The sequence below is a fragment of the Streptomyces spectabilis genome (assembly GCF_008704795.1).
Taxonomy (GTDB): Bacteria; Actinomycetota; Actinomycetes; order Streptomycetales; family Streptomycetaceae; genus Streptomyces; species Streptomyces spectabilis.
This window is the reverse complement of sequence record NZ_CP023690.1, coordinates 333,729-348,843: the sequence shown is the minus strand read 5'-3', so window position 1 is coordinate 348,843 and position 15,115 is coordinate 333,729. Positions and strand designations below refer to the sequence as shown.

General features: G+C 70.9%; 10 protein-coding genes and 2 pseudogenes. 8 read left to right on the top strand and 4 right to left on the bottom strand.

The features are described from left to right. Positions 1-131 precede the first annotated feature (131 nt). Together CP982_RS01345 and CP982_RS01340 are read right to left on the bottom strand one after the other, a co-directional pair. On the bottom strand, positions 132-506 hold the full coding sequence (locus CP982_RS01345) for a hypothetical protein (protein ID WP_150508747.1): 375 nt from the start codon (positions 504-506) through the stop codon (positions 132-134). Positions 507-637: 131 nt separating this feature from the next. Continuing rightward, entirely contained in the window at positions 638-997 is a 360-nt protein-coding gene (locus tag CP982_RS01340) for a hypothetical protein (protein WP_150508746.1), read from the bottom strand. A gap of 413 nt (positions 998-1,410) precedes the next feature. Between CP982_RS01340 and CP982_RS01335 the strand changes: the two genes are divergently transcribed. Next, positions 1,411-5,058 carry a WD40 repeat domain-containing protein gene (locus CP982_RS01335; RefSeq protein WP_229879382.1) on the top strand — a complete coding sequence of 1,216 codons (3,648 nt, stop codon included), beginning with the start codon at positions 1,411-1,413 and terminating at the stop codon, positions 5,056-5,058. A 260-nt stretch (positions 5,059-5,318) separates the two neighbouring features. Here the strand turns inward: CP982_RS01335 and CP982_RS01325 are convergent, their stop codons facing one another. Further along, positions 5,319-5,678, bottom strand: coding sequence for a hypothetical protein (locus CP982_RS01325; RefSeq protein WP_150508744.1), 360 nt, complete (start codon positions 5,676-5,678; stop codon positions 5,319-5,321). A gap of 1 nt (position 5,679) precedes the next feature. After that, positions 5,680-5,856, bottom strand: a pseudogene (locus CP982_RS42070) (transposase); the annotation flags it as partial. A 49-nt stretch (positions 5,857-5,905) separates the two neighbouring features. Here CP982_RS42070 and CP982_RS01315 point away from each other — a divergent pair. From CP982_RS01315 to CP982_RS01285, 7 genes and pseudogenes are all read left to right on the top strand, one after another. Then, positions 5,906-6,262: a DoxX family protein gene (locus CP982_RS01315; protein WP_150508743.1), complete on the top strand. Its 357-nt coding sequence runs from the start codon at positions 5,906-5,908 to the stop codon at positions 6,260-6,262. A gap of 85 nt (positions 6,263-6,347) precedes the next feature. Then, a pseudogene (locus CP982_RS01310) lies at positions 6,348-7,154 on the top strand (IS5 family transposase); the annotation flags it as partial. Between the two features lie 373 nt (positions 7,155-7,527). Beyond that, positions 7,528-9,936: a hypothetical protein gene (locus CP982_RS01305; protein ID WP_150508742.1), complete on the top strand. Its 2,409-nt coding sequence runs from the start codon at positions 7,528-7,530 to the stop codon at positions 9,934-9,936. Beyond that, the gene (locus CP982_RS01300) at positions 9,917-11,188 is read left to right on the top strand and encodes a hypothetical protein (protein ID WP_150508741.1); all 1,272 of its coding nucleotides are present in this window, start codon (positions 9,917-9,919) and stop codon (positions 11,186-11,188) included. The genes CP982_RS01305 and CP982_RS01300 overlap by 20 nt, the downstream gene beginning before the upstream one ends. A 40-nt stretch (positions 11,189-11,228) precedes the next feature. Continuing rightward, positions 11,229-11,540 carry a hypothetical protein gene (locus CP982_RS01295; protein WP_150508740.1) on the top strand — a complete coding sequence of 104 codons (312 nt, stop codon included), beginning with the start codon at positions 11,229-11,231 and terminating at the stop codon, positions 11,538-11,540. 13 nt (positions 11,541-11,553) lie between these two features. Next, the gene (locus CP982_RS01290) at positions 11,554-12,639 is read left to right on the top strand and encodes a hypothetical protein (protein ID WP_150508739.1); all 1,086 of its coding nucleotides are present in this window, start codon (positions 11,554-11,556) and stop codon (positions 12,637-12,639) included. 13 nt (positions 12,640-12,652) lie between these two features. Further along, the gene (locus CP982_RS01285; RefSeq protein ID WP_150508738.1) at positions 12,653-14,938 is read left to right on the top strand and encodes a DUF2272 domain-containing protein; all 2,286 of its coding nucleotides are present in this window, start codon (positions 12,653-12,655) and stop codon (positions 14,936-14,938) included. Positions 14,939-15,115 lie beyond the last annotated feature (177 nt).

Sequence of the window (15,115 nt, the reverse complement as noted above, 5' to 3'; positions counted from 1 at the left end):
ACGTCTGGTGTTTCGCAGCACTGAACGGATGGCCCACCACTCGGTTGACCTTGAGGATCCGCCCTGCGCCGGTTGCTCCCCCTGACTGCCCAGGCGCGGGCTGGCGCTGCCTGCCGTCAAAGGGCCGCTGCCTAGGAGCCGCAGGGGAGGAGAGCGACGTCGCCCTTCTCGCCGAAGTTGGCATACGACATCCACCCGTACGTCTCGGTTCCCGCGACACGGGAGTAGATCCACTCGTTGCCGTAGGCGTTGACCACGTAGCAGTGGAAGTACAGCTTTGTGCCGCCGCGGAGGTTCTTCACGTTTCCGCAGGAGGCGTAGGGGGCCTTCTTCAGGTTGTACGTTCCGGTGAGCTTCCCCCAGCCGGTGGAGTTGTTGTTGTGGTACGGAGGCGTGCAGTTGACGTCGGCACTCGCCGGGGCGGCGCTGGCCGTGGTGCAGACGAGGGCCCCGGCTGCGAGGGCAGCCGCCGCCAGGGCCGAAGAGATCGCCGTGCGGGAGAGCATGATGCTCCTTCGTGTCGTCGGACGTACGCCGTGACGGCCCGGCTGCCGTGGAGTGCCGGGCCGAGCAGTGGCGTGGACCTGCCCTGGGGCTGCCCTCCAGCGATGGCGGGAGGGCAGCCCGAGCCGGGTGCCTAGCCGGCCACGCGGTCGTAGACGTAGAGGAACCACTTCATCCGGCCGTCAGTGCCCCGCTTCCACTTGCAGTCGGAGTCCTTCCACCAGCGCTTGCGCTCGCCCGCCAGGCCTTCCTGGACGCAGGCCCTCTTGGTCCAGTAGGCCCGGTAGAAGGTCCAGCCGGAGGCCATCGAGGAATCGGCGGTGGCAGGGGCGCCGTGGCTCACCGACACCCGGGTCTGGGGCGGCGTGTGCGGCGTTGCGTTCGCCACGCCGGCGAAGCCCACGAGGGTGCCGCCGGCCACGGCCACCGTGGCCGTGGCACCCACCAGGCGCTTGCGCCATGCGAAGGAAGCAGTTCCCTGATCACGATTCACGAAGTCTCCTCAGTGGTTGGGGCGTTCCGTAGCCCGAAGCCGTGTCGCGCTGGTACTGACTCGCGTCCGGCGCCACGTGTCATGCGGTCGGCAGGGCCGGGGCCCGGCCGGACCGGCAGGCCGTGGTGGGCGGTACGACATCGAGTTCAGCGGCCGTCGCGTTGTTGCACAGCCCCCTTCCGTGGTGTGAATCAAGCCAGGCTGTGGCCGAAAGGGCGAAGTCTCTGGCCGGGCCGCCGATTGCCGCCGCGTGAGGGGCGTTCGTAGGCTGTCGCTGATGATCGTCTGGGTGTCGGGGGGCCAGGATGGGGCGCAAGGAGAAGCCGGTTGATCCTTCGGCGGGGCCGGTGCAGCGCTTTGCGTTCGCGTTGCGCGCGCTGCGCCAGGAGGCCGGCGGGATCCCGTACCGGGACATGTCTGTCAAGGCGGGGTTCTCCGCGGCGATGCTGTCGCGGGCCGCGGCGGGGCAGAAGCTGCCGTCCTTGCCGCTGGCCCTGGCGTACGTCCGCGCGTGCGGCGGCGATGAGCAGGAGTGGGAGCAGCGCTGGCATACCGCTGCCGGGGAGCAGGCCGTTCAGGTGCCCGACCCGTCCAGCGACGACTCCGCGGCGCCCTACCGCGGCCTGGCGCGCTTCGAGGCCGGTGACGCGCACCTGTTCTTCGGGCGTGAAGCGCTGACCGACCATCTGATGGCCCGGACGGCCGAGCATCGCCTCATGGTGGTGGTAGGGCCGTCCGGCAGCGGCAAGTCGTCGCTGCTGCGGGCCGGGCTCATCCCGCGGCTGCGCGGGGTCGAAGGCCAGGCGCGGCCGGCTGCCGTTCGGATCCTCACCCCGGGCGCGACCCCGGCCCGCACGCACGCGAAGGCGTGCGTGCCGTCCGCCGACGAGGGCGACACCTGGCTGGTCGTCGACCAGCTCGAAGAGGTCTTCACCGTCTGCCAGGACGCGCAGGAGCGAGCCGCCTTCTTGGACCTGCTCCTGACCGCCGCCGAGCCGCACAGCCGGTTGCACGTCGTCCTCGGCGTCCGCGCCGACTTCTACGCGCACTGCCTGGCACACCCCGAACTCGCCACGGCCATACGCGAATCGAGCCTGCCGGTCGGGCCCATGAACGGCGGTGAGCTGCGCGCGGCGATCGTCAAGCCCGCCCAGGCGGAGGGGCTGATCGTGGAACGCGCCCTGACCGCCCGCCTCGTCGCGGAGGTCGAGGGCGAGCCCGGAAGCCTGCCCCTGCTCTCGCACGCCTTGCTGGAAACCTGGCGCCGCCGCCGCGGCCGCACCCTGACTGTCGAGGCGTACGAACAATCCGGTGGCATCCGGGGCGCCATCGCCCAGACCGCAGAGGACCTGTACACGCGGATGACCGCGGCTCAAGCCGCGCACGCGCGCCGCATCCTCCTGCGACTGATCACCCCCGGTGACGGCACTCAGGACACACGGCGCCCCGTCGACCGCGAGGAGCTGGACCTCACCGACCCCGACGGCGCCGCCCCCACCCGCGTCCTGACCGACCTCGCGGCTGCCCGACTGATCACCGTGGATGACGACACCGTCGACCTCGCACACGAAGCACTCATCACCGCATGGCCCAGGCTGCGGGGATGGATCGAGGAGGAACGCGAACGCCTTCGGACCCAACGCCGCCTGACCGAAGCGGCCCGTGCCTGGGGCGAGTCGGCCCGGGACCCAGGAGCCCTGTACCGCGGCACCCGCCTGGCCGCGGCGGAGGAACTCCTGGACGATCCGGCCCAGCTCACCAGCCTTGAGCGCTCGTTCGTGACCGCCAGTCGCATCGCCCACACCCGCGAACACCGCCGACGCCGTCGGCTGCGTACCGCCCTGGCCGCCGTACTCGTCCTGGCCCTGGTGGCCGGAGCCACCGCCTGGCAGCAGAACCGCGTCAACAGCCGCCAGCACCAGGAGGCGCAGGCCCGCCGCATCGCCGCCGTCGCCACCAGCATGCGTACCTCCGACCCCGTCAAGGCCATGCAGCTGAGCGTGGCCTCCTGGAAACTCGCGGACACCACGGAGACACGGGCCGCGCTCCTGGGGGCCATGACGCAAAAGGAGAAGGACGCGTTCCGCATCCCCCCGCCCGGCACCGCGGAGCCGAACCACCATCTGACCGCGTCCGGCCGCCGCCTCCTCTCCGTCGACAGCGGGCGGGTCCGGGAGTGGGACATGGAGACCGGCCGTCCGACCCACACCTATCGGGGCATCGGGAAACAGGAACCGCTGGACGAAGGACTTCTGAGCGCTGACGGCCGCACCCTGGCCATGAACGTCGAGGACGGGGTGCGCCTGTGGGACGTCCGAGCCGGGCGGGCCATGGGCACCCTGCCGGGCGTAGCGCCGTCGACCTGGGACTTCAGCCCTTCTGGACAACTCCTGGTGATTGCCGACGACGTCACCGCCGGCGTGGTAGCCGTCGACGAGAGCGGGAGAGTGGCTGAAGGGACAGCAAGCGATGCCGTGACGCAGGTGTGGGACGTGCGCAGCCGCCGCATGCTCCTGCGCCTGACCGACCGCGGTGGCAAGGCGCCCCTGCTGAACATGGCCGTGAGCCCGGACGACAGCCACCTGGCCGTCTGCCGGGAGCAACGCAGACCAGAGCTGTGGGACATCCGCACCGGGCGCAGGCTCACCACGAAGATCAAGGCAACCTGCGGTGAAGGACAGGCGGCCTTCACCTCCGACAGCCGCAAACTGGTCCTGTCCACGGCCACCGGCATCCGACTGTGGGACCTGGCCTCCGGCAGACAACTCGCCCGGATCAAGACCCCCGCCCCCGAGGCCCTGCGCGTCAGCGCGGACGGCGAATTCGTCGCTGCCGTGGCTGACAACGAAATTCTTCTGTGGCGCTTCTCGTCACCCGGCACCCCTGTGTTCCGCTATCCGGTGGCCAACGAGCGGCCCACCCAACTGGCACTCGACACGACGAGAGGCACCATCCGGTACGTCAACGGCGGCGGGACCGTTGTCCGTACGCTCAGCCTGGGGCGGTCGACCAGCAAGAGCTGGCAGCAAAAGGCACGAAAAAGCGCCCAGTTGAGCCCGGACGGTCGCACCCTGGCCGCTGTCCGTGAACACGGCAGCACCCCGACCCTCGACCTGGTCGACGTGCGCAGCGGTAGCAGCCGTGGCTCGCACGGGCGGGCACTCGGCGAACCCTGCCCGAAGCAGTCCACGTACTGCCATGACCACATCGTTTTCAGCCAGGACAGCCGCTACACCGCCCACGTCCGCCTCTGGGAAGGGCCGTCTCCGACCGACACGCCGCCTGGGCGGATCACCGTCGTGAACACCCGGACGGGACGCACCCACGCCCGCCTGAACGTACCCGCTGAGGGGCTGAGCTGGCTGACGTTCTCCGCCGACGGCCGCACCTTGATCGTGTCCCGCACGCTGATGGACCATTCCCTGGAGTTCTGGGACATCAGGACGAAACGGCGGCTGAAGACGCTCCCGGGCCCCGACTCCGACAGCCGGCTGACAGCACGGCACGACGGGAACAAGTTGATCTCCGAGGCCGGCGACGTGGTGGAACTGCCCTCGGGGCGCATGACAAAGAAGGCGCTGGCCGCCGACGAACTGGCCACCTTGGCCTTCAGCCCCGACGGAACCTACCTGGCCGCGGGTGACGTGATGGGTGGCGTCACCCTGTGGGACGGAGAGGTGCGCAAACAGATCGGCGTACTGCCCGGCCTCTCCGACACCCCCAGGAGCGGCCGACACGAAACGCTGACGGCCTTGGCCTTCTCCGCCGACGGCCGCTTGCTCGCCGTCGCCGGTGGCGCCGGGACCATCCGCCTTTGGGACGTCCCCTCAAGCCAGCTGCTCGGCACCTCTCTGCCCACCGCCGGTGACACCATCACCTCACTGGCCTTCAGCCCCGACAGCCGCACCCTGTACGCCACCGGGCGGCATGTGCCCCTCCAACGGCACGACATCGACCCCGCCACCCTGGCCACCCAAGTGTGCCGCCGAGCCGGATCGGGCCTGTCACGGACCGACTGGGCAACTCATCTGCACGACGTTCCCTACCGCGACACTTGCTGAACTGCTGCGCCGCCCGTGAGACCGCCGAGCGGTGCGTCTACGCGGTCGACAGGCAAGCCTTCGTGTGGGATGGGTGCGGGCGGGCGGCGACGACGCGGTTCCGGTGGAGGAACAGGTGTGGGACCGGGCCGCCGACGTCGCCTACGCCGGCCACGCTGGGCAGGACTTCTATCGCACCGGGCTGATCCCGCTGGCCGTGCTGTTTCCGTCCCGAGGGCCGCAGGGGGTGACACCGAGCGCGAGACACAGCGCTTTCTGGACTACGTGACCCACACCATCCACAGTGCCTGTCCCTGACTCTCCCCCTTGCCGATCGTGCCGTTCTCGTACGGGAGGGTGGCATCGCTTCCCAGCGGCCCCCATTCATCGGGGGAATAGCGGGCCAAGGCCATGACGTAGGTACAGCCAGGCTCTACCCGGGGTGAGCCCTTCCCCGCGAACTCCCTGCGTGTCTCGCCCTTGAAGGCCCAGCCCGCGAGGTCCATGGTGACCTGATCAGGAAGCGTGGGCGCCTGTGCACGGCTCCACAGCACCTGCTCCACGGTCAAGGTTCCTTCGCGCACGATCATCCCCTCGCCGACGCGCTCCTCTTCAGCTGAGGGAGGAACCTCGGAGTCCATGGTCGATGAGGCCAGCGTCATCGGGCTGCTGGGGCACGGCCTCGTGCAACCGGCCCCAGATGCCGGCTCTGGACCCGGATCAGGAACCGCCGGTGTGCAGTCGACTTCGAGCCCCCAAGCAGGACAGCAGCTGCCGCCAGGCACATCCACCAACCAGCACATAGATGATTGCGGCGAACGGAGGGATACGCCAGCTGTGTTCTCGTTCCGAGGGTAAGGAGCACATCATGCTTCCCGCCTACCTCGCGATCACCTTCGTCGCTGCGGCTGCCAACGGCTCGGCCGCCATCGCCAACCTCATCGGCCACGACTACCCCAAGAGCCAGGCCGATCGCTTGCGCCTGTCCCATTCCTGGATACGTCCGCTGGGCACATTGCTGGCATTGGGGGCGCTGGGCCTGATGGCCGGCATCGTCGTACCGGTGCTGGGAACGGTGGCAGCCGTCGGCCTGGTGCTGTATTTCCTCGGTGCGCTCTTCGCCCATCTGCGGGTGCGTGACCGTCAACTAGCCGCCTGGGCCGTGTATTTTTTCCTGTCCGTGGCAGCTCTTGCGGTGAATGTGGCCCATCACGGCGCCTGGTGATCCGGCTTCGACCGTCCCTCGGGAGGAGCCACACCCATCGCCGAACGCGTCGTCAGAGCTTGTAACAGGATCTTGGTGAGTTGTCCTGGCCGGGCGTGACCGGTGTGACGATTCGGCCGTTCGTGATGCTGTGAGTACTCGGCCGTGGATCGTGGACGACGGCTTGTGGGCACTGCTCGAGCCGCTGCTGCCACCCTGGCCCGAGAAGTCACCGGGGCCACGGCCGGTAGCTCACCGACACTGCTTGCTGGGCATCCTGTACGTCCTCTGCAACGACATAGCCTGGCAACTCCTGCCGCTGGAGCTGGGGTTCGGCTCCGGGCAGACCTGCTGGCGACGCTTGGAACGTTGGCAGCAGGCAGGGGTCTTCAACCAGCTGCACCGGATCCTGCTGGCCGAACCGAATGCGGCCGGCCGGCCGCCTCGACTGGTCGAGGGCCTGCGTGGACGGTTCTCACATCCGCGCGAAAAAAGGGGGGGCGCCGACACCGGTCCGTCGCCGGTCGACCGGCGGAAGACGGGCAGCAAACACCACTCGATCTGCGACGGACGCGGCACTCCGCTCAAGGTCATCACGACCGCGGCAAACGATAACGACGTCACCCAGACCCTCGCCCTGGTCGACGGCATCCCGCCCGTCGCGGGCCGCCCCGGCCGTCCCCGCAGACACCCCGAGGCCGTACTCGGTGACAAGGGCTACGACTCCAACGCCAACCGCGACGAGCTGCGCAAACGCCGGATCCTGCCGGTTATCTCTCGCCAAGGTGCCCCGAACATTCAGGGCATGGGCAAGCTCCGCTACGTCGTCGAGCAGACCTTCACCCTGCTCCACCACTTCAAACGACTCACCCTCCGCTGGGAACGACGCACCGCACTCCACGACGCCTTCGTGACCTGTGACGCGAAGCCCCTGAGCGCCGGGCCGATGCCGTACTTGTTGACGATCCCGATGTTGAGCAGCGCCTGCTCGTGCGGCACGGACTGCAGGACCTGGCCGTCGATATCGCGCGGCGTGTCTTCAAGCTCTGACCGCACACCGGCCAGGCCGGAACCGCGCCCGTGATCGTGTGGCCAGTTCTCGCTGCCGCCGCACCGCATGCGCAGAAAGACGTGTTGACCTCGCTCGGCGGGCCGCAGAACGATGAGCCAGCCTCCGGAACGGGTCCGGCGGTGGCAAGTCCATCGGCGCCCCCGGGGGGTGGCTGCACATGTCCGTGCTCGGCTCTGGTTCCAGCAGCCCGTTTCTTGCTGCCGACAGCTTCGAGATGCCCGACGAAGGGGAGAGTCCGGCCGCGTCGGCGCCGCCCGGCCCGGCGGCGTACGAGAGCCCCTTCCTCAGGAGCTATCTCCGCGACGGTGAGGACCCGGCGGTGGATCCGGAGGCCGAGGAGTTCGCCGCCTTCCTCGCCGAACTCTACGAGCCGGGGCTCGACGACGCCCTGCTGCGGCTGGCCGGTGAGGCCGCCGCGGAGCATGCGGAGCTCGAGTCGGGGGACGGTGGGGCGGTTTATACCGATCTGGTGGCTGTGCGGCAGTTGATGGATGACCGTTATGCCCCGCTTGTGCGGGAGTTGGAATCGGCCATAGATGCCGTGGCCGAGGCGGGCGGCGAGCGTGCGCTGCACGCGATGGACGAGAACGAGGTGGACACGCTCTTCGAGGCGTTCGCCGCGCCGCCGGGCGGCCATCCGCCGGGATCGCCCTCCTTCGAGTTCCTGTTCGGCATCGGCAACGTGCTGAAGAAGGTCGCCAAGGGCGCGGTCGGCCTCGCCAAACGCGGGCTCAAGGTCGTCGCGAACCTCGCCCTCGGCCCGCTGCTGGCCAAACTGAAGCCGATCGCCGTCGCCCTGCTCCGCAAGGCGGTCGCAGCCGGGCTCAAGTGGCTGCCGGAGGGGCTGCGCCCGTACGCGCAGAAGCTCGCCGAGCGACTGCCGCTGCTGGGCGCGGGCGAGAGCGAGACCGGCGACGACACCGACCGGGAGACGGTCGATGCCACCGGTGATGTCCGCGAGCTGCAGGCCGAGTTCGGGATGCGCGCGGCCGACACGGTGTTCGCCGACACCGAGGCGGCCATGGACCGGCTGGGCGCCGAGTACGCCCGGGAGGCGGACCGGGCCGCCGTCCGGCCCGACCCCGTCGCGGAACTCGACCGCGCTCGCGAGCGGTTCATCGCCGAGCTCGGCGCGGCCGAGGACGGCACCGATCTGACGCCGCAGCTGGAACAGTTCCTGCCCGCGGCGCTGCCGGTGCTGAAGCTCGCGCTGAAGCTGACCGGCGGGCGGTCCGTGCTGGTGAAGACCCTCGCCAAGTTCGTCGCGCCGCTCATCCGGCGGTTCGTCGGGCCGACCGCCGCCGCGGCGCTGTCCCGGGCGCTGGTGGACGCCGGGCTGCGCCTGATCCACCTCGAAGCCGGCCCCGAGGACGAACGGCAGGCGGCGGGGGCGGCGATGGCGTCCGTCGTGGAGGACACGGTGCGCGGCGTGGCCGCGCTGCCGGAGCACATCCTCGCCGACGACACCCTCCTCGAAGGCTTCGTCCTGGAGGCCTTCGAGCAGGCCGCCGCCCGCAACCTCCCGCAGATCCTCACCGAGGCCACCTACCAGGACCGCCCGGAGCTGCGCGAAGACCTCACCCTTCGCGGCGCCTGGCTGCCGAAGCCGCTGCGCGGCCGGCACCGCTACCGCAAGTACACCCGCATCCCGTGGGTGACGGTCTCGCCGTACCAGGCGGCACACATCGGCACCTTCTGCGGCCTCAATCTCGGTGACACGCTGCGGTCCAGGCTCGGATACGCGCCCGGCGCGCCGGTCCGCGCCCGCATGCATCTCTACGAGGCGGTGCCCGGCACCACGCTCGACTCGATCATGCGCGGCGAAGGACTGGAGGACCCCGAAGGCGAGCTGTCCGAGACGCCCGTGCTGCACCCCCTGACCCCGGATGCGGCCGCGCTGCTGCTCGGCGAGCCGGCCCTCGGGGAGGAGGCCGAAGCGCGTTACATGGACGGGCAGTTGCTCGGGGTGGGGCAGCGGCTGTACTACCTGGAGGCCGCGGACGCGGGCGGTGCCGCGGCGGCGGACCCCGGCGGAGCCTTGGCGGCGCAGCCCGTCGCGGCCCCCGCCCCCGCAGCCCGCCACACCCGCGCCCCCGCGTCCCGCCCCGGCCGGGTCCGTATCAACCTCGGCTGCACCGACGACACTCTGCGGACCGAGCTCTACCTCACCGAAGCCGAGGCGCAGCGGCTCGCCGCCGGACTGCGCCAAGGCCGGCAGGCCGGACAGCTCCTGGCCCCGCTGATGCGGCCGTTGCGCCGCCGGATCAGGGCCGCCCTCACCGGCCACCGGCTCCGCATCGTCCACGGCGCCGTACCGCCCGGCGCCGGTGCCGCGGCGCTGCGCACACTGCCGGCGGGCGCGCTGAACCGGCTCGCCGCGACGGTCGAGGAAGCGCTCACCCGCGGGCTCGCCACGCTGCTGAAGGACCACCGGGAGGCGTTCACCGCCGCCACCGAGGCGCCGGAGGACGGCGCGACCGTACGGGTCGTGCTCAAGGCGGTGCCCGTGCTTGCCCGGGTGCGCTCGGCCCTTGACGGCCGACCCGAGCGCCCCGGCCGCCCCGCGGCGCCCGCGGCCATGGACGTCTCCGTGACGGCCGGGCATGCAACGCACCGCCGTTGACGCCACACGGGCCCAGCTCGCCCGCCAGCTCGGCCACTGGACCGCGGCGGCCGACCGGCTCGGTGCCCTGGACGACCTCGCCGCGCCGGCCGCCTGGGCGGGCCTGGAGCAGTACCTCGGCGTCGCGGTGCGCCGCGCCCTGACCGAGGCGGTCAGCGGCCTGCGCACCCGCGGGCACATCCTGCGTACGGCCCTGCGCGCGGCCCACTCGCCCGCCGAACTCGACGCCGTCCGGCGCCGCTTGCTCGAATTCCGGCAGGGCTATCTACGGGCCGAGACCAGCATCGAGTTCTACGCCGACGCCGTGAACACCCGCACCAGCCCGCACATCGCCGCCCTGCTGCGGGCCTGCGACAGCCTCGCCCAGCGCAGCATGGCGGCCGTCCTCGACCCGCTGCTCAAGCCCGTACCGGCGGTGCTGACCTACCTCGACAACGGCGTCGGCGCCGCGATCCTCAAGGCGGGACTGCGGCTGTGGGACGGCAGCACCGAGAGCCCGGCCGCCACCATCAAGGTCACCCGGCACAGCCTGCTCTGCCCGACCTCCGTCCTGCACGAGTGCGGTCACCAAGTCGCCTTCCAGACTGGCTGGAACGAGGAGGCTGCCACGCTCCTCGCCCGCGCCGCCGCCCCTGCGGGACCCGACGTCGCCGCGCTGTGGGCGGGCTGGGCCTCCGAGATCACCGCCGACGTCTTCGCCTTCGCGCACGCGGGCTTCGGCGCCGTCGCCAACCTGCACGACGTGCTCTCCGGCGGCCCGGCGTACGTCTTCCGGCTGCTGCCAGGCGACCCGCACCCGGTCGCCTGGCTGCGCGTACCGCTCAACACGGCGCTGTGCCGACACGCCTACGGACCGGGGCCCTGGAACGCGCTGGAGCGGGAGTGGCTCGCGGCGTATCCGCTCGCCGACTGCCCGGACCCGGAGACCCGCGAATTCCTCGCCGCCTCACTGCCGCGGCTCCCCGCCCTTGCGGCCGCCGTGCTCGACGAGCCGCTCGCTGCCTTCGCGGGGCGCCCGCTGACCGCGCTCGTACCGCCGCAGCGGGTGTCCCCGCAGGCCCTGCGGGAGCTGGCCGCCCGGCTCGGCCCCGCGCTCTACACCTCGCCGCACTGGCTGTGGAACGAGGGCCTGCGGCTGCTGGCGCTCACCGGCTGGCGGGCGGCGACAGAACCGGAGCCGGCGGCCGGGCCCGCCGCCGGACAGGAGGCCTGGCTGCTGCGGCTCGGAGGAGGCGCGGCGCCAGCTGCCTGACGTAACCGACCGACCCACCACGACCAGGGGGGATCACCAGATGCCCGAGGAAAAGGCGTCCCGGACTACCGCGAAGCCACCAGCGCAGGCGCACCGCGCCACCGCCACCGGCTCGGGGGAGGACCAGCCCACCGACCCCGGCCCGATACCGCCCGACCCGCTGCAGAGGATCCGCGACCGCTACCGGCGCATCCACGACGACCTGCGGGTGGCCACCACCCAAGCGCCGGACGCCGACCGCAAGCTGTGGTGCCTGCCCGACGTGAGCTGTCCCGCCCGCAACCCCGGCGTCGACGGGCTGGATGCCGCGCGGGACGCGAACGACGCACTCTGCGGCCAGAGTTTCGAATGACGAGGAGCCCGCGATGTTCCGACAACTGACCCGGCAGATCCCGGGTGGCGCCGAGCTCCTCTTCCGGCTGCACCCCATTGATCTGACCTCCCTGCTGGAGCAGGCCTGGACCTTCCAGCGCAACGACCTCAGCCAGCCGGTCGGCCACCCCGACCACCGCAGCGACATCCCCGGCCTGCCCGAGCGGCTGCAGCGGCTCTTCGAAGGCTTCGACCGCAACCAGCGCGTCTTCTCCAGCACCTCTCCGGACGACTGCCGCCCCGGCTATGTCCGCTGGGAGCACCTCAGCTACGCGTACATGCTCGAGAGCACCCGGCTCATGGAGATCTTCCGCCGCGTCGTCACCCTCTACCGCGAGGGCGAGGAGCTGGGGGTGCCCTCGAACGGCGCCGAGCACTGGCTGCGCAACACCGAGGAGCTCTTCTTCCGGGAGTCGGCCCCCTTCTTCATCACGGCCCTCACGAGCTTTGTCCGCCCGAACGGCGACTCCATCCGGCGCAACGCCTACTACCGCATGTTCGGCATGGACCTCACCCACCCGGCGGAGCCGTATCCGAAGCCGGCCGCCGCCAACACCCAATTCGTCTCCATCTTCGAGGAGTTCCTGCGCGAGACCTGGATCGGCATCATCAACGTCCGCAACACCATCGGGCCCAACCCCACCGACCACGCAAAGATCGCGGACCTGGCGGAGCGGCTGTCCGACATGCTCACCACGCGCAGGCTCGCCTCGAGCCTCTCCCGGGAGGAGTTCTGGGCGATCTCGACGATGGCGTGGTTCCATCTGACACTCGACTTCAACTCGCCGATCGTGAGCTCGCTCCGCGCCGAGGCGACCAGCCCCGAGCAGCGGCTGTTCCGTATCGCGGAGCGGGTGCGGATACCCGCGCACGCGATGTCGAAGAGCTTCTTCGACATCGCCGACGCGATCTCGCGGCTGCTGATCAACATCGAGACCCGGGCGTTCGACGACGCGGCGAACGTCCCGGTGCTCTTCAACGACCCGCTGATCACTCCGGATGTGCAGAAGGTGATCACGCACTGGTCGATCACCACCGGGCGGGATCTGAAGGCGCCGAAGGTCGCCCCGAATCCGTAGGGGGGAGCAGGCCATGCCGTATGAAACGGGTGTCCCGTCGCCCTTCGCGGACGAGGACGCGCTGGAGCTGCCGGCGGGGGCGGCGGTGCCGCCGGCGTCGGTCGGCGGGCCGTTCCAGGCGGAGGGGGAGTTGTATGAGGGCGAGGCGTACGCGGGTGACGCGTACGCGGGCGAGTCCTATGCGGCAGAGTCGTATGCGGCCTCGGCGTACGAGGCCGATCCTGTGTCGTACGAGGCCGATCCCGTCGAGACCGCCGAGCAGGAGTCGGGCGAGGCCGCCGATGAGCCGGTGTCGGAGGCGGAGTGGCAAGTCGCCCAGTGGGAGGCGGAGCTGGAAGACGCCGCCGAGGAGGGCGAAGGCCCGGACGACTTCGCGGGCGAGGAGCCGGACTCCTTCGCGGCCGAGGAACCGGACACCGCCCCGGCCCGCGAGAGCGAGGAGCCGGCGCGGCCCGCCGCCGCCCTCGGTACCCGTATCGCGGCGGTCGCGGAGGAGGAGTGCGACCGGTGGGGCGACGGCGCCCGGAAGGAGACCGACCCGCAGCTGACGGCGGTGCTGCAGGACTACTACCGCACCGGCGTGCGCCGCACCGTCGCCGCGGCGGATCTGCAGAGCATCGCGTGGCAGGCGCACGAGCCGTGGAGTGCGGTCTTCGTCTCCTGGGTGATGGCGAAGGCCGGCGCCGCGACCTTCCCGCGCAGCAGCGCCCACCGCGGCTACATCAGCGCCATCAAACGCCGCACCGCGCAGGGCGACACGACCAGCGAGTTCTGGCTGCACCGGCTGGAACGTGCCCGGCCGGAACCGGGCGACATCCTGTGCGCCGACCGGCCCTGCGGCCCGAACAAGCCGTGCAACGGCGCCACGTACGACAACATCGACAACGGCCACGGGTGGTGCACGCACGGCGACATCGTCACCGCGGTCGACCTGGACCGGCGGACGGTCCGGGTGGTCGGGGGCAATGTCAGCCAGTCGGTGAAGGCGCGCACGTACCGGCTGGACGCGCAGGGCTTCGTACTGCCGAAGCAGGGCGGGTGCGGGCACTTCGCCCTGATCAAGGTCCGGGCACCCGGCGGCGGTGCTGCGGCCGGCGGGGCCGGTGCCTCCGGGCTCGGCTCGGTCTTCCGGCTCTTCGGGCTGCTTCCCCCGGACGCCCTGGCCAAGGCGATGCGGCTGAACCGCTCGTACGGGGAACGGCTCGGCTGGCGCGGCCGGATCGACGCCGTCGCGCGGCTGCTCGGCGACTCGCAACTGGCCGCGGACGAAGTGCGCTTCGCGCATGCGGTCGCCCAGTGGCAGGGGCAGCACGGAATGGCGAAGGACGGCATAGTCGGCCCCGATACGTGGGCGGCGCTCCGGCGGCTGCTCGACGCCGGGAGGCCGGCGGCACCTGCTACGGGACCCACTCCGGCCCCTTCCGCGCCCCCGTCCGCCGCGCCGCCCGCGACCGCGCCCGGCGTGCCGCCGCTGGGCGGGGACAGGCAGCCCAGCAAGGACTACCGGATCGTGTATCACGGCGAGGGCGCCGCGCGTACGGCCCGCGGGCTGGCCCGGTACTCCGCGGACCGCCCGCTCGCCGCAACGCTCAACGACCTGCGCAGACGCGGCGTCGTCACCATGTCCGAGGACATCCTCGACACCTTCGTACGCGTGTCACAGGTGGAGACCGGCGGGGCCGTGCAAGCCCTCAACACCTGGGACAGCGCGGTGGTCAGCATCGGCTTCCTGCAGCTCACCCTGCAGCACGGGAAGGTCCAGAAGTGGATCGACGCGGGACCCGAGGCGTTCCGCCGCTTCGGGATCGAGGTCGACCGGGGCCGCACGTACCGGTGGGGCAAGAGCACGCAGCAGGCGATTGTCGGAGCCGCCACCAGGGATGAGCTGCGCTGGGACGGCTGGGCCGAGCGCTTCTACCTGGCCGGGCTCGACGAGGCGGTGATCGTCGCCGAATGCGCGGTCTCCGTTCGGTGGCTGGAGGCACATCTGGCGGGCATGAACGCGAGGTTCACCAGGGAGCGCATGGGATGGGCCGTGAACGCCTTCCGGACGCACTACGACCGGTCGCCCTATGCGCGGGGGATGTTCCAGTCCGCGTACAACAATCTCCCGGCGGTGGCCCAGCGAGCAGTGATCAACGCGATGCACGCGGACCACAAGGCCGGCGGCCTGTCCACGGACCGCTTCATCCCGGTCCTCGCGAAGGCGATCAAGGCGGCGTTCGCGTCGTGGAAGACGCCGCTGCCGGAACGCGGGGTCCACGTCGTGGAGAAGACGCGGAAGGGGCTGCACGACTGACTGACTCCTAGTGAGCCGGTCCGGAGATTCGTGTGCAGTAGCGGCAGATGCGGTCGATGATCTGGTCGGCTGTCTTGGTCCACTTGAACGGTCGGGCGGTGTCGTTCCGGGTGTCACTGGCATGCGTCGAGCTTGTACTCAGCGAGGCGCGGTTCGGCGGTGGAGGTCGGCCGTACA

Coding starts and splice junctions, on each gene's coding strand:
- CP982_RS01345 (WP_150508747.1), bottom strand. CDS start 506: ATGCTCTCCCGCACGGCGATCTCTTCGGCCCTGGCGGCGGCTGCCCTC.
- CP982_RS01335 (WP_229879382.1), top strand. CDS start 1,411: ATGTCTGTCAAGGCGGGGTTCTCCGCGGCGATGCTGTCGCGGGCCGCG.
- CP982_RS01325 (WP_150508744.1), bottom strand. CDS start 5,678: ATGGACTCCGAGGTTCCTCCCTCAGCTGAAGAGGAGCGCGTCGGCGAG.
- CP982_RS01315 (WP_150508743.1), top strand. CDS start 5,906: ATGCTTCCCGCCTACCTCGCGATCACCTTCGTCGCTGCGGCTGCCAAC.
- CP982_RS01305 (WP_150508742.1), top strand. CDS start 7,528: ATGCCCGACGAAGGGGAGAGTCCGGCCGCGTCGGCGCCGCCCGGCCCG.
- CP982_RS01300 (WP_150508741.1), top strand. CDS start 9,917: ATGCAACGCACCGCCGTTGACGCCACACGGGCCCAGCTCGCCCGCCAG.
- CP982_RS01295 (WP_150508740.1), top strand. CDS start 11,229: ATGCCCGAGGAAAAGGCGTCCCGGACTACCGCGAAGCCACCAGCGCAG.
- CP982_RS01290 (WP_150508739.1), top strand. CDS start 11,554: ATGTTCCGACAACTGACCCGGCAGATCCCGGGTGGCGCCGAGCTCCTC.
- CP982_RS01285 (WP_150508738.1), top strand. CDS start 12,653: ATGCCGTATGAAACGGGTGTCCCGTCGCCCTTCGCGGACGAGGACGCG.